The following is a 20,936-nucleotide window of genomic DNA, read 5'->3' on the forward strand; positions in this document are numbered from 1 at the left end:
CCATTCACTGCCCATCAAAAATACCCCTCAAGCTTTTTCTGTTCCATCGATGCGCCCGGTGCGTGATCGATCATGCGGCCCTGGCGCTCGGAACTGGTGCTGACCAACATTTCGGCGATGACCGCTTCCAGCGTGTCGGCGCTGGACTCGATCGCGCCGGTGAGCGGGTAGCAGCCTAGCGTGCGGAAGCGCACCGAGCGCAGTTGCGGGGTTTCACCCGGATGCAGCGGCAGGCGTGCGTCGTCGACCATGATCCAGGCACCGTCGCGTTCCACTACCGGGCGTGGGGCGGCGAAGTAGAGCGGCACCACTGGAATTTTTTCGCGATAGATGTACAGCCAGATATCCAGCTCGGTCCAGTTGGAGAGCGGAAACACGCGCACGCTTTCGCCGGGCTTGGTGCGTGCGTTGTACAGATTCCACAGCTCCGGGCGCTGGTTTTTCGGGTCCCAGCGATGGCGCGCATTGCGGAACGAGAACACGCGCTCCTTGGCACGCGATTTCTCTTCGTCGCGGCGCGCCCCGCCAATCGCCGCATCGAAGCCGCCCTGCTCCAGCGCCTGTTTCAGGCCCTGGGTTTTCATGATGTCGGTATGCACGGCGGCGCCGTGGCTAATCGGTCCAACGTCCTGGGCGATGCCATCGGGGTTGATGTGCACGCGCAGGTCCACGCTGGTCTCGGCCGCGCGGCGGTCGCGGAAGGCGATCATTTCACGGAACTTCCAGCGTGTGTCGATGTGCAGCAACGGGATCGGCGGCCGCGACGGCGCGAACGCTTTGAGCAGCAGATGCAACAGCACCGAGCTGTCCTTGCCCACCGAATACAGCATCACCGGGGTTCGGAACTCGGCAGCGACTTCGCGCAGGATGTGGATGCTTTCGGCTTCGAGCCGGTCGAGATGGGACAGCGGCGGCAGGGTCATCGGGATGTCGGGTGCATCGGCGGGCAGACCAGCCGATGGTAGGGCAAGGCGCTGCAGTGTGTGCCGCCCTGATGACTGCACGAAATAAGCGCCCGGCATAACGCGATAACGGCTGCTCCTTTCTGGTGGGCGCAACGCTTCCCTAACATCGTCTCTCTCATCAAAGCCCCCGGATCCGAATGACCGCCGCCAGTTCCGCGCTACCGCCCAGCCCCTTGCCCGACGAGCGCAAGGCGCTGCTGGATCGGTTGGTCGACGGCCTGGACAGCGCAGCGCTGTGGTGGCTGTCCGGCTACGCCGCCGGGTTGGCGCAGGGCCATCCGCCGCGCTCGCTGGCAGTGTTGCCCGGTGGACAAGCCCACGCAATCGCCCAGGAAGGCCAACGGCTGACCGTGCTGTACGGCAGCCAGACCGGCAACGCACGCCGCGAGGCCGAGCAGCTGGCCGCCGATGCCGAAGCCGCAGGCCTGAGCGTGCGCCTGCTGCGCGCCGACGCCTACTCCACCCGTGAGCTGGCTAGCGAGCGGCTGTTGTACGTGGTGATCAGCACCCAGGGCGAAGGCGACCCGCCGGACGATGCGATCGGCCTGGTCGAATTCCTCGCCAGCCGTCGCGCGCCCAGGCTGCCGGAGCTCAAGTACGCGGTGCTGGGCCTGGGCGATTCCAGTTACGCCGATTTCTGCGGCATCGCGCGGCGTATCGACGAGCGCCTGGCCGAACTCGGCGGCAGCCGCGTACAGCCGCGCGGCGAAGCCGACCTGGACATCGACAGCGTTGCTGCGCCGTGGCGCACGCAGGCGCTCAAGCACGCTCGCGAGCAGCTCAAGAGCGGCCTGCACTCTGCCACGGTCACGCCGCTGCGCAGCAGCCCCATCGCGCCGGCGTGGTCGCATCAGCAGCCGTTCGCTGCGGAGCTACTGTCCACTCAGATCATCAGTGGACGCGACTTCAAGGGGCCCGGCTTTCGCGTGTATGCCACGCCCGGCAAGCGCGTGCGGCATCTGGAATTTTCGCTGGAAGGCAGCGGCCTGAGCTACGAGCCGGGCGACGCGCTGGGCATCCGCCATCGCAATCCGCCCGCGCTAGTGGATGCCGTGCTGCAGACGTTGCAGTTGGACGGCGATGCCGCCGTCACCGTCGGCGAGGAGACGCTGGCGTTGAATGCATGGCTCGCCACCCAGCGCGAATTGACCAAGCTCTCGCGGCCGTTTCTCACCGCTCACGCCGAGCGCGCAGGCACACAGGAACTGCAAGCGCTGCTCGCCCCCACCCAGACTGCCGGCCTGGCGGCGCTGCTCGCCGATCATCAAGTGATCGACGTGCTGCGCCGCTGGCCGGCGGATTGGGACCACGCCGGCCTGCTCGCCGCGCTGCGTCCGCTCACCCCGCGGCTGTATTCCATTGCCTCCAGCCGCAAGCGCGTCGGCGATGAAGTGCATCTGACCGTGGACGAAGTCACCTACCAGGCGCATGGGCACGCGCATCTGGGGTCGGCCAGCGGTTTTCTGGCAGCGCTTGCCGAAGGCGACACCGCCCCGGTCTACATCGAACCGAACGAGCGCTTTCGCGTGCCGGCCGATTCCGATCGCGACATCCTGATGATCGGCCCGGGCACCGGCGTGGCACCGTTCCGCGGCTTCGTGCAGGAGCGCGCGGAAACCGGCGCCAAGGGCCGCAACTGGCTGTTCTTCGGCGCCCAGCATTTCAATACCGATTTCCTGTATCAGGCCGAGTGGCAGCTGGCCCTGCAACGCGGCGAGTTGCACGCGCTGGAAGTGGCGTTCTCGCGCGACCAGGCCGAAAAGCTCTACGTGCAACATCGCCTGCGCGCGCGTGGCGCCGAGGTCCATGCCTGGTTGCAAGGCGGCGCGCATGTGTATGTGTGCGGCTCCACCAGCATGGGCAAGGACGTGCACGCCGCCCTGCTCGATATCGTCGCCACCCACGGTGCGCTGGATGCCGAAGCCGCCGCGGCCTATCTCACCCAGCTGCAGGTGGAGGGACGTTATGCGCGTGATGTTTATTAGTGCCGGGAATCGGGATTGGGGAATCGGGAATCGGAACAGCCCGCAACTGACCTTTCCTGGCACACGAAGCCGCTTTTTTCGATTCCCCATTCCCAACTCCCGATTCCCATGACTCACTCCGTCGAAGACATCAAATCCGAAAGCCGCCGCCTGCGTGGGTCGCTGGAACAGAGCCTGGCCGATGCGGTGACCGGCGCGTTGCGTGAGGACGATCAGACCCTGATCAAGTACCACGGCAGCTACCAGCAAGACGACCGCGATATTCGCGATGAGCGGCGGCGGCAGAAGCTCGAGCCGGCGTATCAGTTCATGATCCGCACGCGCACGCCGGGCGGGGTGATTACGCCCACGCAATGGCTGGCGCTGGATGGCATCGCCACGCGCTATGCCAATCACTCGCTGCGCATCACCACGCGCCAGGCGTTCCAATTTCATGGTGTGATCAAGCGTGAATTGAAGGCCACCATGCAGGCCATCAATGCCACCTTGATCGATACGCTGGCGGCCTGCGGTGACGTGAATCGCAACGTGCAGGTGGCCGCCAATCCACTGCTGTCGCAGGCACATGCCGCGCTGTATGCGGATGCCGCGCGGGTCTCCGAGCATTTGCTGCCCAATACCCGGGCGTACTACGAAATCTGGCTGGACGAAGAGCGCGTGTCCGGCTCCGGCAGCGAGGACGAGCCGATCTACGGCGACCGCTATCTGCCACGTAAATTCAAGATCGGTTTCGCCGCGCCGCCGCTCAACGATGTGGACGTCTTCGCCAACGATCTGGGCTTTATCGCGATCCTGCGCGAGGGGCAGTTGCTGGGCTACAACGTCAGCATCGGCGGTGGCATGGGCGCCTCGCACGGCGATGCCGAAACCTGGCCGCGCGTGGCCAACGTGATTGGCTTTGTCACCCGCGATCAGCTGCTCGATGTCGCCACAGCGGTGGTCACCACCCAGCGTGACCTCGGCAACCGTGCGGTGCGCAAGCGTGCGCGCTTCAAGTACACCATCGACGATCATGGTCTGGACACCATCGTGACCGAGATCGCGCGCCGCGCCGGCTTTGCGCTGCAACCCGCAAAGCCGTTCGCGTTTGAACACAACGGCGACCGCTATGGCTGGGTCCAAGGCGAAGACGGGCTATGGCACCTGACCCTTTCGCTGCCGGCCGGCCGCATTGCCGATACCGACACCGCGGCGCATCTGAGTGGGTTGCGTGCGATCGCACAACTGAACGTCGGCGAGTTCCGCATGACGCCCAACCAGAATCTGGTGATCGCCGGCGTGCTCGCCAGCGAGCGCGCACGCGTCGATGCGCTGGTTGCGCAGTACGCGCTGGATGCCGGCAACCAGGCCGCCACCGCTCTGGCGCGCGGCGCGATGGCCTGCGTGGCATTGCCCACCTGCGGCCTGGCGATGGCCGAGGCCGAGCGCTATCTGCCCGACTTCAGCGCGGCACTGCAGCCCGTGCTGCAGCAGCACGGGCTGGCCGACACGCCCATCGTGCTGCGTTTATCCGGCTGCCCGAATGGCTGCTCGCGCCCGTATCTGGCCGAGATCGCGCTGGTAGGCAAGGCGCCCGGGCGCTACAACCTGATGCTAGGTGGCGACCGCCGCGGCCAGCGGCTCAATACGCTGTACCGCGAAAACATCACCGAGCCAGAGATCCTGGCCACACTGGAACCGCTGTTGGCGCGCTACGCCGCCGAACGCGACCAGGCCAATGACGAAGGCTTCGGCGATTTCCTGCACCGCGCCGGCCTGATCGCATTGCCGCCCTACCCCACGCACCGTCACCTCGACCTGGAATTGCTCGCATGACCGCGCTGCCTGCCGCATCGATCACCTCTTCCGCGCTGGACAATCTGGAGGCGCTCAACGCGCAGCTGGAAGGACTGCGTGCCGACGAACGCGTGGCCTGGGCGCTGCAGTACGGCCCGCAGGAAGCCGCGCTATCGTCCAGCTTCGGCGCGCAATCGGCAGTGACGCTGCATCTGCTCAGCCAGCAACGACCGGATATCCCGGTGATCCTGATCGACACCGGCTACCTGTTTCCGGAAACCTACCGCTTCGCCGATGCCCTGACCGAGCGACTCAAGCTCAATCTCAGGGTGTATCGCCCGCTGGTCAGCCGCGCCTGGATGGAAGCACGCCACGGACGCTTGTGGGAGCAAGGCATGGTCGGCATCGATCAATACAACAACCTGCGCAAGGTCGAACCGATGCGTCGCGCCTTGGACGAACTCAACGTGGGCACCTGGTTCACTGGCCTGCGCCGCAGCCAGTCCGGCGGCCGCGCGCAGACGCCCATCGTGCAGAAGCGCGGCGAACGCTACAAGATCAGCCCGATCGCCGACTGGACCGATCGCGACGTGTGGCAATACCTGCAAGCGCACGATCTGCCGTATCACCCGCTGTGGGAACAAGGCTACGTGTCCATCGGCGATTTCCACACCACGCGTCGCTGGGAACCCGGCATGCGCGAAGAAGACACACGCTTCTTTGGCCTGAAGCGCGAGTGCGGCATCCACGAGGATATCTAGCTGCGGCAGCCCACTGCAATGTGGCTTGTACTGAGGCACATCGCGGCGTCTGTTTGGGCATGCTGCGCCTCATAACGATGGCAACGGGCTGCGATCAGCGCCTGTACATCGGCGCGCACCATCACCCTGCTACCGCCTCCGCTTGCACACGCTGCATCCAGTAGCGATCGAACAGCCATATCAGCACCAGCGACGCTCCAACCAGCGGGAAGATCAGCCCGCACAGCACCAGCAGCACCATCAGCCCGCGTAGCGTGCGTGGATCAGCGGGCAACGGCGGCACGCCCAGCCCTCCGCTTGGGCGACGCTTCCACCACATCACAGCCGCACTGACGCACAACAGCACAATCGCAATGCAGGCGAACAATAGGATCAACTGGTTTGCAGTGCCGTATTGCTGCCCAAGGTGCACATTGATACCCCATTCCATCAGCTTGGCCAGCGGCCCGTAGTCGCGGTAGCGCATGTCAAGCAGCACCGCACCGCTGTATTGATCCAGATGAATCACGCGCTGCCGCTGCAGATCGGCCGGATACACCGACGCGGTATAGACGCCGGTCGTACCACGCGGCGGCGCCACGCTATATCCCGGTAGGATGCCGCGCGCATCGAAGCGCGCAATCGCCGCGTCCAGGCCGATCGCTCCACGTCCCGGCCCAACGAAGCCGCCGGCATCGCCATGGGCGGCATGCGCGCTCTCTGCCGAGTGCGCGTGTTGGGTTGACTGCTCTGCGTGGGCTACGTGCTCTGCGTGTTCCGACTCGGCTAAGTGCTCTGCGTTTTCTTCGTGGTCTACATGCCCTGCATGTGCCGAAAGCGCCATGTGCTCGGAGTGCTCGTTGCCGACCTGCAGCGCACTCGCGTGCTCGCAATGCAACGGCTCATCCAAGCCGCCAGCCCCTCGTACAGGCACCACTGACTCCGGCAAGCGCGCCTGCCGCAACGACCACGCCGGCTCACCGCTATCGGCTAAGCGCTGCTGCGACATCGGCTGCTGCACACGCAACCCGGCGGGATAGCCAAAATCATGCCCATTGGCCCAGCGATTGACCTGTGCACCCCAGAGCCATGACCACGGCATACCGGTCAGCGCAAGCAATAGCAGGATCGCGCCAACCCCGGCACCGGTCACCGCATGCAGGTCGCGCCAGAACAGCCGCTGCTTCGGCTTGCCACGCACACTGATCACGCCGCCACGTCGCCCGCGCGGCCACCACAGATACACACCGGTAAGCACCAGCACGATCGCCCAACCGCCCGCCATTTCGATCAGGCCAGGCGCATACGGCCCGACCAACGCCAGGCTGTGCAGCCGGCGGATCGTCCAGCTCAGCGTACCGTGCTCCGGCAAGGCACCCAACACCCGTGCACGGTATGGATCGACATAGACCACCTGCCGCACACCATGTGCATCCACCAGCCCGATCTCGGCACTGGCATCCACCTGTTTGGGCGTGGTGTAGACAAATAATCTACCGGCGTAGCGCTGTTGTGCAGCGGCAACCAACTGCTGTGCGGGCACGCGCGCATGGCCTACCGGCACCACCTTCAAATCGTGGTGCACGCTGCGATCGATCGCGTCCTGATACAAAAACGCCGCCCCGGTCACCGCCAGCCAGATGATGAAAGGCAGCACCAGCAGTCCGGCATAGAAATGCCAGCGCCACACCGCGCGATAGAAGCGCCAGCGGTTACCTTGGCGTGCCTGGTCTACGCCACTGTGGTCAGTCATTGCATGCATCAGAAACTCCAATCCCACGACAGCGACAACGCGCGTCCATCGCCAGGCGAATAGCCCGAGCTGCCGCTGTCGTACCAGGCGTACACATACGCACGATCGGTGACATTGCGCAGCTGCAGGCTCAGCGCGTTGCGCGCATCCACATTCCAGCGCGCGCCCAGATTGAGCAAGGCATAGCCGCCGGTGCGGCCAAGCGTGTTGGTGCGCTCCAGGTAGTAGTCGCCTTGCGCATTGCCCCAGGCGCTCAACTGCACCGCCGAACTGACCTGCCACTCCAGCCCGGCGGTCGCCAACCAGTGCGGCACGTTTTCGATCTCCTTGCCGCGCGTGGCCGGGGCACTCGGATCGGGCGTGGCGATCGTGGCCTTCTGTCGCGAATACGACACCCAAGCACGCCAGTGCTCAGCCGGCTGCAGGTTGAGCTGCGCATCCCAACCGCGCCGCAGCGTGCGGCCGACATTGGCCACATCGCCAATGCCCACCACGCCATTCACACCAAAAACGGTCGCCACCTCACCGGATGCGCGTTGCTCCCAATAGGCCAGGCGCCCGTCCAACAGAGTCGACGGTGCGAACTTGAGGCCGGTCTCCCAGCCGTCATTGATCGACGGCCCCAGGTTGCCGGGCTGGCGACGGTAGGCACCATCGCCGCTACCGATCTGGAAGGTGCGTCCCCAGTTCGCATACACGCTGCTCTGCTCACCCACGCGGTAGCTCGCACTGAATTTGGGTTGCTTGATGGTGCCGTAGTCATAGGTCGGCGCAACGGTGCCGGCCAGCACATCGTGCAGTTGCCCATCGACGCGATCGATGCGATACCCCGGCACCAGCTGCAAGCGCGCAAACGGCGTCAGCACCGCCTGCACATACGCGCCACGTGTGCGCAGGTCGTAATCCCAATCGCGCAACTGCGCGCTGCGAACGCGGGCCACGGTGCGATACCGCTGCGACTGATTTTCCTGCCACTGCGCATCTATCCCTGCTTCGAGATTGGCATTCAGCGCGCCCCAATTCGGCTGCCAGTTACTCCGCAGCAGCAGCCCGCGATGGGTCTCATCGGTATCGCGCTCCTGCTGCAGCCCCGCCTGGGAAAACCGCACCCAGCGCTGATTGCGGTAGTCGTTCTGGTAGGCCTTGGCACTCCATTGCGCCTGTTCACCGAGCTCGCCGTCCGCATGCAGCGCAGTCTGGCGCAGACGACGCTCGCTGCGATCGTTCTGCGCATAGTCCGGCGAGCTTCGCGGCGCCGCCCGTGCGGTAGCGGCGTCCAGATAGCCGGCTTCCAATGCATGGTTGTCGTAATACCGCGTGGTGAGCCCGGCGCGGAATGCACCATCCGGGTCAGTGTAAAACCACTTGCCCGCCACGCTGCGTTTGCGCGCATCGGCATGATCGCGATAGCCGTCCGAGTCGCGCCAGGCCAGCACATAGTTCTGGCTCCACGCGCCCTGTTCGAAACCTTTGCTGAGTTGCACCTCGCGCCCATCGAAGCTGCCGGCCGTCACGCTCAAGCGGCCATCGTTGCCGCCAGTGCGGGTCAGCACGTCCACGCTGCCGGCAATGGCGTTCAAACCATAGCGCGCGTCGTTGGTGCCACGCACGATCTCGATCGCGCTGATGTCTTGCGGAAATACCGCATCCAGATACGGCATGGCGCCGGCATTGTCGTTGCTGGGAATGCCGTCTATCAGCAATTTCACCGCATTGATGCGTCCCTCGCCGTTGAAACCGCGGAACGAAAAACGCCCTGCATCCGTGCCCATGCGGAACTGGGTCACCTGCACTCCGGGCGCGCGCATCAGCAGTTCCCAGCTGTAATCCACATGTTGATCGTGCAGCAGCTCGCCGCCGATCACATCCACCGAGCTCAACACGCGCGCCGTGCTCGGGCTGCGCTGCGCGTGTTCGCTGACCAGCACCTTGCCCAGCGTCAGTGCCGCGTCCTGCGCCTGCACATTGCATGCAGGCCCCCACACCAAGGCCAACGACGGCGCATACCACATCGTTTTCAACAACCGTAGACGCATTACCAACCCTTCGCCGTGGGAGCACGGCCGCACAGCCGTGCGCTGCCACCACTGTGGCGCGCATCGGCATCACTCGAATAAGATGCGAGTCGTCCGCGATACCCTGCAGCGCGCGATACCTCACGCGCGCACAGGGCATGACTGCATGGACGCCCGCGCAGGGGCAACCTTACGCGGGCAGCGGTGGTCCACGTGCGCCGAGCGCGGCCCACCGAAAGACCGGGCCTGCGCTTGCCTGGGTGTACGCTGGCGCAGGCGTCGGCCGCAGCTGCAGCAGGCACAGCAATGCCACGATGAGCAATAGGAGCAAGCGTGCGGCCAACACGCAGTAGTCGCAGGCCTCGCCATGTGTCGCTGCCTCGTGGCTGCCGGCGTGCTGCGTCGCCGTCGCGGCATCGGAGTGCGCATGCGTCGCAATCCCTGGCGGCCGGGTTCGATGACCGGCATGCAGCGAGCTCTCTGCCGACAATGCCGGGGCGCTCATGCACATCGGCTCAGCCGACTGCGCCTGGCTCCAGCGGCTGATCAGCGGAGCCACCAGCATCAGTACCACCGCCAGACAGGCAAGCAGAGGCAATAACCGATGGTGGCGGAACGAGCGATGCATGCCTGCGAGTGTAAGCCGCCATGTCTCCCGGGGCGATGGTTGCGGCCGATGCGCGACCGGATGTCGCACCTGATTGGGGCTGTTGCACCCGCTGGCCCGTCGCGGGCACACGCAGGCGACCAGAGCATGGCAACACTGCGGAGAGCAGACCTGGATGCCAGCCGTCCCCAGACTCTCTGCCATCACACCAGCCTCACCCGCAACCCACCATCCAGGTCGGCAGCCACACTTTTTTCTCACCTCCGTGACGCCAGGCACATGACGTGCCTTGGCATGCCCTATGCTTGCGGCTTACCACTCTTTACTTGCGCGCATGAGTACCGTCCTGTCCGATATCGCGGCCGAACCGCTTCCTTGCGCACCCAAGCCCCCCAGCGAAACGCTGCGCCTCCAGGCGCTGCGCAGCTACGGCATTCTCGACACTCCGCGCGAAGCGGCGTTCGAAGACATCACCCGGCTCGCCTCGATCATCTGCCAGACGCCAATCGCGCTGATCAGCCTGGTGGATGCAGATCGCCAGTGGTTCAAGAGCGAACTCGGGATGGGCGAGCGCGAGACGCCGTTGTTCAAATCGATGTGCGCGTACGCGCTGCTCGACAATGACGTGCTGGTGGTGCCAGACACGCGCGAAGACATCCGCTTTGCGCGCAACCCGCTGGTCACCGGCGAGGCGCCGCTACACTTTTATGCGGGTGCCTTGTTGAAGACGCCCGACGGTCTGCCGCTGGGAACCGTCTGCGTGCTGGACCGGAAACCGCGTCAGCTCACCGATGAGCAGGTGGAAGCCCTGCGCGCACTGGCACGCCAGACCATGGCGCAGTTGGAATTGCGCCGCGCGCTGGCAATCGCCGAGGAATCCGATCGCTACCGCAGCCGCCTGATGGCCATCGCCGGTCATGATCTGAAGACTCCGCTGCGCACTGCCGCTTACGCCATCGACAAGATGCGCCGGCATGCCAACGTCGATTCCATCCCGCCCCTGGTGACCGCGCGCGATGCGATCAGCCTGGTCGGCCGTAGCCTGGACGAATTGGCCACGCTGGCGGCCTCGAGCAAGGCTGCCATGCCGGACCTGCAATCGCTGCAGCTGGAAGACGTGCTGCATTCGGTGCTCGGCGTGTGGCGGCAGCAGGCCATCGACAAGTGCCTGGCACTGCGCCATGTACCTACCTCGCTCCGCGTGCGCAGCCATCCCACCTTGTTGACCACCTTGATCGGCAACCTGGTCGGCAATGCCATCAAGTACACCGAACGCGGTCGCGTGCTGGTCGGCACCCGCCGCCGCCCCGGTTTTGCAGTGGTGGAAATCATCGACAGCGGCATTGGCTTGAATCTGGAGCACCCCGAGCAGGTCTTCCAGGCGTTCCGCCAAGCCGACCCGCGCAGCGACGGCTTGGGCATCGGTCTATGGATCGTGCACCGCACTGCCGAGACATTGGGATGCGAAGTAGACGTGCGTCCGCGCCCGCAAGGCGGCACCTGTTTTTCGGTGCGGATTCCGTTAGCTTAAGGTCTGTAGCGCGCAAATTGTTCGGCAATCTGCGGCTAAGCCTGGGATCTTACGTTTAGGGCGCTGGTGTGTAGCCGGACTAAACAAGGCTGCCAGTGAAATTCCGCCCAGCCGACATTGCAGCAGCGCACACCATATGCAATGTCGCATGCGGGCGGCGCTGCGGAGACCGGGCAAACTTGCCGTAGCGACAGACGAATCCAGCGCTAGTGCTCATCGCGGACCACCGCATCGCACACGGCCCGTCCTCGCGCTGTGCCATCTCCAAGAGAGTGTCCCCGGACGGAACACAATCCCCCAAAAAAAGCGGACCCGGGCTCTCGACCCGGATCCGCCACCAAGCACGCCAGGTCTCTCCCCAGGGACCCAGGTGCGCCAGCCGCTCTGTGCACAGCCTCGTGCAACAGTGATGCGACAGCGCTAGCAACCCTTCGACGACACCGCGAAACACCCCGGCAATGCAATCAACTGCATCGCAGGCTCTGCGCCGTCCACCCCTAGACGTTCAAGAGTGTCGTGTCATGGTTGCTATAAGGGTTTTCGACAAGACAGCGCGCAACTTGATGCGCTACGCCGACGCCGACTGCGTAGCCCTGACACTGGTAGGGGAAATCACTGACAGCACGCATCGCAGATATGCCGAGCACAAGCGTATCGCATTGATTGCGCTGGATTTTTTTTCGTCGCCATTACGCTGCAGCGTAGCAGGCGTGAAGAGCGAACCCAACCGGAGACGCCAGATAGCGTCGCTGCAACCACCAATCCGCTGGTTTCCGGGAAAGCCGCGTCTCATTGCATCAACATCATCAGCACGTAAAAAACTGCCTCAACCGCGATAGAGCAGGAAACAAACCGGCGTAACAGCAGCAGCATGCGGCCAATGCGCCCGAACCGCATCTACCACGCGTCCACTCCAGCTCCCGTGCGCCGTCCACACCGCCGGACGACTGCCCGCGCCGGCCCGTTGGCCGCTAGCAACTTCAGAACCCGGACGCATCTGCATCCTGGCGTGCAAACCACTCCGCCGAATGCACATCCTCGGCGGCAACTTCCAACGCCTTGCGCAGTATTTCCAGCGGGATCTGCACGCGCGTGTCGCCCACCTGCAGCGCCACCCATAACGCTTCGTCGCGTGGGTCGGCCAGCACCGTCAGAACCTCGTGCTCTCGGCCCTCGATCGTGGCCGAGAGCTGCAGCGACATGCCGCCGTCCGGCTCGGACGACCAGAGCCTGCTGAGGGGAGGACGCAGTGGGTCGGTCATTGTGGGCAGCTCAGCTGGTGATGGTCTGAGTCAGCGATTCCCAGGTCGGCGGCAATGGCCAGTTCGGCGCCTGATTGCCGTCCAGCACGCGCCGCAGGTCGCGCTTGTCGATCTGCGGCGCGAGCACATGCACCAGGTCCAGTGCGTAGTCGCGCAACACGCGATCACGCGGCAGCACCGCCCAGGCGATGCACTCGGCAATCGGCGCGGGCGCCGGCCAGGCGAGCAGATCCTCGTCGAATGCATTGACCGCCATCTCCGCGACCAAACCCACGCCAAGCCCAGCGCGCACATACGTCTTGATCAGGTCCGCGTCCAGCGCGGTCAACGCGATGCTCGGCTCCAGCCCCACCTGCGCAAACGCCCGCTGCAGCGACGACCCCGGCCGCGTGGAGGATTCGTAGCTGATCAGCGGGTGCTCGGACAGCGCCTGCATGTCCGGCGCCATGCGCGGGTTGTCCAGCGCATGCCCGCGCGGCACCACCACCAGCCGCCTCCAGCGGTACAGCGGCACCGCAATCCCGGCACTCGGCTCGCTGCCGGCGGTGCTGACCACGGCAATATCCGCATCACCCTGGCTGAGCAGATCCAGCGCCGCGCTTTCGGCGGCCTGCTGCAGATGCACGCTCACCTGTGGGTAGGCGTTCTTGATCTGCGCCACTGCCGGTGGCAGCACGAAACGCGCTTGGGTATGCGTGGTTGTCAGGGTCAGCTGGCCCTGGCTCTCGCGGCGCTGGTTGGCCGCATAGGTGCGGATATTGTTGGCCTCCGACAGCACCGCGCGCGCGCGCTCGATCACTTCCACACCGGCCGGCGTTACCGCATCCAGGCTGCGCCCCTTGCGCACGAATAATAGAAAGCCCAATTCGTCCTCCAGCTGCTTAAGCTGCTTGGACAGGCCGGGCTGGGTTGCGTGCACGCGCGCGGCGGCCAGCGTGATGTTCAGCTCGGCATCGGCAATGGCCACCAGATAGCGAAGTTGGGTCAGCGTCATGGCTTATATCCAAAAAAGCGCGAGGCGCTACAAGGGCTTCGACTGTAGAGGAGTTCTGCGGGCCAGCTTATAACCGAACGCTATTTTTGGGATGTATGAAGTCATTTCCGACGGCTATAAGCCAGCGTTACGGTCTTGCCCTCCCTCATCGATGCTGCCGCTCCGTGACTTCTGCGTTCCCGCTGCTTGCCGACCTGCGTGGCCGTGCCGTCCTGGTGGTCGGCGGCGGTGCCGATGCCGAACGCGCCACCGCCCAGCTGCTGCAGGCCGGTGCGCTGCCGCTGGTGGGCGCGCCCGAGCTCACCGCGCAGTTGCGGCGCTGGGCGCAAGCGGGGCAACTGCGCTGGCTGCAAGGGCGCTTCGATCCGGCATGGTTGGCGCTGCCCGATCAACCGGTATGGCTCGCCATCGCCGCCAGCGAATCGGCAACGCTCAACGACGCCCTGCGGCATGCGGCGAGCGCGCACCGGTTGCTGACCCACGATGCAACATCTGCCGCTTCCGCAACGATGCCTGCACGCTCCCCCACGCCGCGCAGTGCAATCGGCACGCTGGCGCCTGGCAGCGTGAGCCTGGTCGGCGCCGGCCCCGGCGATCCCGGCCTGCTCACCCGGCATGCGCTGCGTGCACTGCGTCAGGCCGAGGTGGTGCTGTACGACCGCCTGGTCAGCCCGCACATCCTGCGCCTGGCACGACACGGCGCGCGTCTCGTCGAAGTAGGCAAGTCGGCGCAAGGCCATAGCACCCGGCAGGAGCAGATTCACACGCTGATGCTGGAACACGCCCGCGCCGGTCGCCGCGTGGTGCGGCTGAAGGGCGGCGATTCGTTCGTGTTCGGTCGTGGCGGTGAAGAGCTGGAATTCCTGCGCGAGCACGGCATCGGCTTCCAAGTGATTCCCGGCATCACCGCCGCCATCGCCTGCGCCGCCTATGCCGGCATCCCGCTCACCCATCGCGACCATGCGCAATCGCTGCGGCTGATCACCGCGCACTGCAAGGATTCGCTGGACACACTGGACTGGCACGCGCTCGGCCAGGATCGCCAGACGCTTGCTTTTTACATGGGCGTGGCCGGCCTGGATGCCATCCAGCAGCGGCTGCTGCAGGCCGGGCGCGCAGCATCCACCCCATTTGCGCTGGTGGAAAACGGCTCACGCCCGCAGCAACGCGTGATCACCGGCACGCTTGCCAACCTGGCCAGCACCGCCCGGCAGCACGCCGTGGCCGCACCGGCATTGCTGATCCTGGGCGAGGTCGCGGCGCTGGCGCAGACACTGCATTGGTTCGGCAGCGCGCCGCTGAGCGCACAGCCACTGCCGCACTCACCTCTCGCAACGCCCAACACGCCCACACTCGCCCACGCAGCCTGATCCCGACGGAGACCCCATGGCCCTGTACGACAACATCCTCGACACCATCGGCCGCACCCCGGTGGTCAAGCTCCAACGCCTCGCCCCGGACAATGTGAGCTTGTACGTCAAGGTGGAATCGTTCAATCCCGGCGGCTCGGTCAAGGACCGGCTGGCGCTGGCGATCATCCTGGACGCCGAACAGCGCGGCCTGCTCAAGCCCGGCGACACCATCGTCGAAGCCACCTCCGGCAACACCGGCGTGGCCTTGGCCATGGTGGCCGCAGCGCGCGGATACAAGTTCGTCGCCACCATGGTGGAAACCTTCTCCATCGAACGCCGCAAGCTGATGCGCGCCTATGGCGCCAAGGTCATCCTGACCCCGGCTGCCGAGCGCGGCAGCGGCATGGTGCGCAAAGCCAAGGAACTGGCCGAACAGCACGGCTGGTTCCTGGCCAGCCAGTTCGCCAATCCGGCCAACCCGGCCTACCACCGCAACACCACCGCCGCCGAGATCCTGCGCGACTTCGCCGGCCACCGGCTGGACCATTTCGTCACCGGCTGGGGCACCGGCGGCACCCTGACCGGCGTGGGCGAGGTACTGCGTATTGCCCGCCCGGAAGTACGCATTACCGCTTCCGAGCCAGCGGGCGCCGCCCTGCTGCAGGGCCAGGACTGGAAGCCGCACAAGATCCAGGGCTGGACCCCCGACTTCGTGCCCGAAGTGCTCAACCGCGACGTCGCGCATGAAGTGCTGAGCGTGGAAGACACCGACGCGATTAGCGTCGCACGCCGCCTGGCCGCCGAGGAAGGCATCTTTACCGGCATCTCCGGCGGCGCCACCGTCGCCACCGCGCTGCGCGTGGCCGAAGGCGCCGAGCCCGGCGCCGTGATCCTGGCGATGCTGCCCGACACTGGCGAACGCTACTTCTCCACGCCTCTGTTTGCCGACATCAACGAAGGCTCCGACGACGACTGGCTGGCCGGGCTGCCCTGATCCATCGCAATGGATGACGAGGGATGAAGCCGCGCGATGCGCGGCTTTTTTTCGGCCGAGATGTGCAGGGATTGCGCGCCCGACGCGATGCGTGGTGGCAGGCAAATTGGCGGTCTTGGATTCGTCCGTCCTTCCGGCTATCGGCTATTGGCTATCGGCTATTGGCTATTGGCTATTGGCTATTGGCTTCGCAGTGTGACGGTGCAGTCGCCGAGCCGTACCGGCGCTGCGTGCAAGCATCTCCCCTGCTTTTCAGACTCCAGAACGCCTGCACCCCCGCCGATGTCAAGGAAGCGTTAAGATCACGACCGTACTGCAGGGAGAGATGTGTGAACAACCGCCCGTATGGACATAGCGACACCCGCGCCTCGCGGGCGCCGTGGCTGGTGAAGATGACCTCCCCGGTCCACTTTGCGCTGGCTCTGGGTCTGGGCGCGTGGTTGCAGGACGCGCTGGAGCTGCCGCTGCCCGCTCCCACGCCGCTCGCAATCATCGAACTGGCTGGCGGCGTCATCGCCTGTCTTGGTCTGGCATTGGCAGTGAGTTGTTTCATTCTGTTCGCACGTCGTCGCACCACCATCATGCCGAGTGGTCATCCCTCGCGTCTGGTGCTGGACGGCACGTATCGCTTCACCCGCAACCCGATGTATCTGGCGCTGGTACTGAGCTATGTCGGCCTCTGCCTGCAGCTTGGGCTGCTATGGGCCGTCGCGCTGGTGCCGCTGCCGTGGCTTGCCCTGCAGCTCTATGTCATCCCGTTTGAAGAGGCGCGTCTGCGCGCCGAATTCGGCCGCCACTACAACGACTATTGCGCGCGCGTCCGCCGCTGGTTGTAACGCGTGACATGCACAACATGTGCGCGGCAATTGATGCAGCCCAGCGCTATGAAAAGGCGATGGATGGCGTTGAACGGCGCACATTCCAACCCGCGCGACAGTCGCAGCAGATGAGATGAATGGCCGCTAGCGTGCGGATTCCGCAGCGTGCTTCCCATCACATGCTCATCATGCAAATCCAATAATTATCGGGCTATGAGAATCGAAGTCTGGCAAGGCGACATTACCGAACTCGACGTTGACGTCATCGTCAACGCTGCAAACGAATCACTGCTGGGCGGTGGCGGAGTCGATGGCGCCATCCACCGTGCCGCCGGTCCGCGTCTGCTGGAAGCCTGCGAAGCATTGCCGCAAGTGCGTCCCGGCGTGCGTTGCCCCACCGGCGAAATCCGCATCACCGACGGTTTCAATCTAAAGGCGCGGCATGTGTTCCATACCGTCGGCCCGGTGTGGCGCGACGGCAAGCACAACGAGCCGGAACAGCTGGCCAACTGCTACTGGCAATCGCTGAAACTGGCCGAGCAGATGATGCTGCACTCGATCGCGTTCCCAGCGATCAGCTGTGGCATTTATGGCTACCCCCTACATCAGGCAGCCCGCATCGCCGTGACCGAAACGCGCGATTGGCAGCGCTCGCACAAAGTGCCCAAACACATCGTGCTGGTGGCTTACAACGAGGCGACCTACAAGGCGTATCAGCAAGCGCTGGCGACGCAGGAAAGTGCGGCGGCCTGAGCTTGGCTGGAGGCCGACGGGATGTCGCATCAACAGATAAATTGAAGCACTTTGATTGAAGCAAAGGCGCCGCAAGGCGCCTTAGTGTTTAAGCGCTGCATCTCCATGCACTTACGGATGCCACAAACAAAAACGCCGGCATCACTGCCGGCGTTTTTGTCTTCTCGATGCAGCGGCCTTGCGGCCGTCATCAATTGATCAACCCTTCCACTTACCCAGCGCGGCCAGGCCGTTTTCCTTGGCGCGCTCATAAATGACCTGCTGCGCCTTGGCGAAGTTGCCGGTCATGTCCTTGGCCCACAGCTTCAGTGCGGCCTGCTGCATGGCGCGGCCGTAGGAGAAGCTCAGCGGCCACGGCAGGTTGCCAAGCTGGTGCATTTCGTTGAGGTGGGCGGTGGACTGCTCGTCGGTCTGGCCGCCGGACAGGAACACGATGCCCGGCAGGATCGCCGGCACAGTCGACTTCAGGCACATCACGGTGGACTCGGCCACCTCTTCGATGCTGGCCTGCTCTTCGCAGCTCTTGCCGGAGATGACCATCGACGCCTTCAGGATGGTGCCTTCGAGCACGACGTTCTGCTCATACAGTGCGCCGAACAGCGAACGCAGCGTGGCTTCGGTGACCTCGTAGCAGGTTTCAATATCGTGGCTGCCGTCCATGATCACTTCCGGCTCGACCATCGGCACCAGGCCCTGCTCCTGACACAGCGCGGCGTAACGCGCCAGCGCGTGCGAGTTGGCCTCGATGCAGGTGCCGGACGGGATGTCTTCGCCGATGTTGATCACTGCACGCCACTTGGCGAAGCGCGCGCCCAGCGTGTAGTACTCCTCAAGACGTGCACGCAGGCCGTCCAGGCCTTCGGTGACCAGTTCGCCCGGCATGCCGGCCAGCGGCTGCGCGCCCTTGTCGACCTTGATGCCCGGGATGATGCCGTGGGCGGTCATGTAATCGGCGAACGGCACGCCGTCCTTGGTCTTCTGACGGATGGTCTCATCAAACAAGATGGCGCCGGAGATGTAGTCGCTCAGCTTGGGCGTGGTCAGCAACAGTTCGCGGTAGGCGCGACGGTTTTCTTCGATGTTCTCGATGCCGACGCTGGCAAAACGCTTGGCGATCGTGCTGGTCGATTCGTCGATGGCGATGATGCCCTTACCCGGGGCGACCATGGCCTGGGCGGTTTCGGCAAGCTGTTCGATGCTCATGTGGTTCCTGTGGCAGCTGCTGGGGAGAACGAAAGTATAGCGACGAAAGTCGTAGACATTCCTTCACGGAATGTCTGCAACCGATTACACGTGATGTGCGTGACAGGATGTGTGGTGCTGCTCGTATCACTTGAATCGGGAATCGGGAATCGGGAATCGGGAATCGGGAATCGGGAATCGTAAGAGCTGAGCATGGCGCGTGGCTTGTTGCATGCGGTGCTGTGATGTATCGAGGCAGTGATGTGCAACAGCGCGGTTGACACCGAGCCATGCCTGAGTTGGTAGCGCTCGTGGTGTTGGCCGCTTTGACACTTGGTCTGTGCCGTAGAACTGCGAGCGTGGCATGTGGCAATGTGGCATGCGGCACATCGCGAACAGGCTTGAGCTTGTGCACACATAGCCCGCCATATGGACGCCTTGCGGCAGCACGTGGCGATGTTGCGCGGACTGAGTATTCATCGGATCCGGCGGTTGGCCAACACTCCAGCCGCGGCTGAGCCCTTGCCCCCGCGCGCCCCATTGCCACACAGCACAACGGCGACCCCGGGGCCGCCGCTGCGTGAACCTTCTCTTCCGACTCAGCTCATGCGCCGGATGCGGTCACCAGGCATTACAGCTCGCCCAGGCCGGTAGCGCGGCCGTCTTCGCCCACTTCCAGCAGACGCAGGGTGTTGGTAGCGCCATGCGTTTCCATGTGCTCGCCGCTGGTAAATACCACGCGATCGCCTGGGCCCATGCGCTCGTTCTCTACCAACAGACGGATAGCCGCACGTGCGGCTTCGCGCGGGGTCAGGCCGCGGCTGTCGAAGTTGATCGGGAACACGCCGCGCATCATGGCCATCTGGCGACGCGCGCCATCGTGACGGGTGAAGGCGTAGATCGGCATGTTGGAGCGGAAGCGCGACAGGAAGCGCGGGGTGCCGCCGGATTCGGTCAACGCCACCACGCCACCCAGGCCGATGTGCTCGGACAGGAACATGGTCGCCATCGCGATGGCCTGGTCGGCGCGCTGCAGATTACGCTGCGCCGCTTCGAAGTCGGTATCGAATTCAAACTGGTGCTCGGCACCCAGGCAGATACGCGCCATCGCTTCCACCGCACGCACCGGGTAGGCACCGGCAGCGGTTTCGGCCGAGAGCATCACCGCATCGGTGCCGTCGATGACCGCATTGGCCACGTCCAGCACTTCGGCGCGGGTCGGGATCGGGCTTTCCACCATCGACTGCAGCATCTGCGTGGCGGTGATCACCACCTTGTTCTGCGCCAGCGATTCGCGAATGATCTTCTTCTGCAGGCCCGGCAATTCGGCGTCGCCGATTTCCACGCCCAGGTCGCCACGCGCCACCATCACCACGTCGGAAGCTTCGACGATCTCGACCAGGTTTTCGATCGCTTCGGTGCGCTCGATCTTGGACACCAGCTGCGCGTCGCAGCCGTGCTGCTGGGCGATCTGGCGCGCGTCGTGCATGTCCTGCGCATTGCGACAGAACGACACCGCAATAAAGTCCACGCCGATCTTGGCAACGATGCCGATCAGCTCTTTGTCGCGCTCGGTCAGCGCGCCCAGCGACAAGCCGCCGCCCTGCTTGTTGAGGCCCTTGCGGTCGGACAACACCCCATCGTTGAGCACGGTGGTGACGATGCGCGCGCCCTGCACGTCGGTGACCTGCAGCTGCACCAGGCCATCGTCGAGCAGCAGCACGTCGCCAGCGGTCACATCCTGCGGCAGGCCCAGGTAGCTGACGCCGACCTGGTACTGGTCGCCGGCCGGCGCATTGGCATCGGCCACCAGGTCGAAGCGCTCGCCCATGGTCAGCTTGATCTTGCCTTCGGCAAAACGCTCGATACGAATCTTCGGGCCCGGCAAGTCGGCCAGGATGCCGACTTCGGCGCCGACGCGGGCCGCAGCGGCACGCACTTCGGCAGCACGCTTGGCCTGCCCGGACGGGTCGCCATGGCTGAAGTTGAGGCGCACCACGTTGACGCCCGCCTTGAACAGCGTATCCAGCACACCGGGCGCATCCGTTGCCGGTCCGAGGGTGGCGAGGATTTTGGTGCGGCGTTGACGTTCTTTCATGATGGCCTCCCTGTAAAAGCCGCGAAACTTAACACACACGTCACGCACCAAGGATGGCATTGCGGCATAGCCTTCCTCCGTTTCCGGCATGTCTTACAGACAGTGCGGGAC

The 20,936-nt window shown here is 64.6% G+C and carries 16 protein-coding genes; 8 read left to right on the forward strand and 8 right to left on the reverse strand.

Translation table 11 applies throughout. The features are described from left to right. Positions 1 to 14 precede the first annotated feature (14 nt). Positions 15 to 923, reverse strand: a complete 909-nt coding sequence (gene cysD / locus KWO_RS18730; protein ID WP_010370926.1) for a sulfate adenylyltransferase subunit CysD — start codon at positions 921 to 923, stop codon at positions 15 to 17. A 179-nt stretch (positions 924 to 1,102) separates the two neighbouring features. Between cysD and KWO_RS18735 the strand changes: the two genes are divergently transcribed. The 3 genes from KWO_RS18735 to KWO_RS18745 all read left to right on the forward strand — a co-directional run bounded on the left by KWO_RS18735 (position 1,103) and on the right by KWO_RS18745 (position 5,487). Beyond that, a complete protein-coding gene (locus KWO_RS18735; RefSeq protein ID WP_010377964.1) occupies positions 1,103 to 2,950 on the forward strand; it encodes an assimilatory sulfite reductase (NADPH) flavoprotein subunit in 1,848 nt (615 codons plus the stop codon). A gap of 108 nt (positions 2,951 to 3,058) precedes the next feature. Further along, positions 3,059 to 4,765: an assimilatory sulfite reductase (NADPH) hemoprotein subunit gene (cysI, locus tag KWO_RS18740; RefSeq protein ID WP_010377962.1), complete on the forward strand. Its 1,707-nt coding sequence runs from the start codon at positions 3,059 to 3,061 to the stop codon at positions 4,763 to 4,765. After that, positions 4,762 to 5,487: a phosphoadenylyl-sulfate reductase gene (locus KWO_RS18745; RefSeq protein ID WP_010377960.1), complete on the forward strand. Its 726-nt coding sequence runs from the start codon at positions 4,762 to 4,764 to the stop codon at positions 5,485 to 5,487. The genes cysI and KWO_RS18745 overlap by 4 nt, the downstream gene beginning before the upstream one ends. Before the next feature lie 121 nt (positions 5,488 to 5,608). Here KWO_RS18745 and KWO_RS18750 read toward each other — a convergent pair whose 3' ends face one another. The 3 genes from KWO_RS18750 to KWO_RS18760 form a co-directional block, all read right to left on the reverse strand. Beyond that, on the reverse strand, positions 5,609 to 7,228 hold the full coding sequence (locus KWO_RS18750; RefSeq protein ID WP_010377957.1) for a PepSY-associated TM helix domain-containing protein: 1,620 nt from the start codon (positions 7,226 to 7,228) through the stop codon (positions 5,609 to 5,611). Further along, complete coding sequence (locus KWO_RS18755; RefSeq protein WP_010377956.1) at positions 7,228 to 9,231, reverse strand: TonB-dependent receptor; 2,004 nt, start codon at positions 9,229 to 9,231, stop codon at positions 7,228 to 7,230. The genes KWO_RS18750 and KWO_RS18755 overlap by 1 nt, the downstream gene beginning before the upstream one ends. Before the next feature lie 193 nt (positions 9,232 to 9,424). Beyond that, positions 9,425 to 9,862 carry a DUF2946 family protein gene (locus KWO_RS18760; RefSeq protein WP_010377955.1) on the reverse strand — a complete coding sequence of 146 codons (438 nt, stop codon included), beginning with the start codon at positions 9,860 to 9,862 and terminating at the stop codon, positions 9,425 to 9,427. 313 nt (positions 9,863 to 10,175) lie between these two features. Between KWO_RS18760 and KWO_RS18765 the strand changes: the two genes are divergently transcribed. Next, positions 10,176 to 11,372, forward strand: coding sequence for a sensor histidine kinase (locus KWO_RS18765; RefSeq protein ID WP_010377954.1), 1,197 nt, complete (start codon positions 10,176 to 10,178; stop codon positions 11,370 to 11,372). Between the two features lie 980 nt (positions 11,373 to 12,352). Here KWO_RS18765 and KWO_RS18775 read toward each other — a convergent pair. Next, positions 12,353 to 12,634 (reverse strand): hypothetical protein, encoded by a 282-nt coding sequence (locus KWO_RS18775; protein WP_010370895.1) that lies wholly within the window; start codon positions 12,632 to 12,634, stop codon positions 12,353 to 12,355. 10 nt (positions 12,635 to 12,644) lie between these two features. Then, on the reverse strand, positions 12,645 to 13,628 hold the full coding sequence (locus KWO_RS18780) for a LysR family transcriptional regulator (protein ID WP_010377952.1): 984 nt from the start codon (positions 13,626 to 13,628) through the stop codon (positions 12,645 to 12,647). Positions 13,629 to 13,792: 164 nt separating this feature from the next. Here KWO_RS18780 and cobA point away from each other — a divergent pair, with 164 nt between their 5' ends. The 4 genes from cobA (at position 13,793) to KWO_RS18800 (ending at position 17,545) form a co-directional block, all read left to right on the forward strand. After that, positions 13,793 to 14,998 carry a uroporphyrinogen-III C-methyltransferase gene (gene cobA / locus KWO_RS18785; RefSeq protein WP_010377950.1) on the forward strand — a complete coding sequence of 402 codons (1,206 nt, stop codon included), beginning with the start codon at positions 13,793 to 13,795 and terminating at the stop codon, positions 14,996 to 14,998. 16 nt (positions 14,999 to 15,014) lie between these two features. Further along, positions 15,015 to 15,974 (forward strand): cysteine synthase A, encoded by a 960-nt coding sequence (gene cysK, locus KWO_RS18790; RefSeq protein ID WP_017112990.1) that lies wholly within the window; start codon positions 15,015 to 15,017, stop codon positions 15,972 to 15,974. Between the two features lie 329 nt (positions 15,975 to 16,303). Continuing rightward, complete coding sequence (locus KWO_RS18795) at positions 16,304 to 16,810, forward strand: methyltransferase family protein (protein ID WP_010377945.1); 507 nt, start codon at positions 16,304 to 16,306, stop codon at positions 16,808 to 16,810. 195 nt (positions 16,811 to 17,005) lie between these two features. Further along, positions 17,006 to 17,545, forward strand: a complete 540-nt coding sequence (locus KWO_RS18800) for an O-acetyl-ADP-ribose deacetylase (RefSeq protein WP_010377942.1) — start codon at positions 17,006 to 17,008, stop codon at positions 17,543 to 17,545. Between the two features lie 198 nt (positions 17,546 to 17,743). On the opposite strand, the gene KWO_RS18805 is transcribed toward KWO_RS18800, so the two are convergent. Both KWO_RS18805 and pyk read right to left on the reverse strand, forming a co-directional pair. Continuing rightward, positions 17,744 to 18,748 (reverse strand): class I fructose-bisphosphate aldolase, encoded by a 1,005-nt coding sequence (locus KWO_RS18805; protein WP_010370873.1) that lies wholly within the window; start codon positions 18,746 to 18,748, stop codon positions 17,744 to 17,746. A 610-nt stretch (positions 18,749 to 19,358) separates the two neighbouring features. Further along, positions 19,359 to 20,825, reverse strand: a complete 1,467-nt coding sequence (gene pyk, locus KWO_RS18815; RefSeq protein ID WP_010370866.1) for a pyruvate kinase — start codon at positions 20,823 to 20,825, stop codon at positions 19,359 to 19,361. Between the last annotated feature and the right edge of the window lie 111 nt (positions 20,826 to 20,936).

The sequence above is a fragment of the Xanthomonas vasicola pv. musacearum NCPPB 4379 genome (genome assembly GCF_000277895.2).
Lineage (GTDB): Bacteria > Pseudomonadota > Gammaproteobacteria > Xanthomonadales > Xanthomonadaceae > Xanthomonas > Xanthomonas vasicola.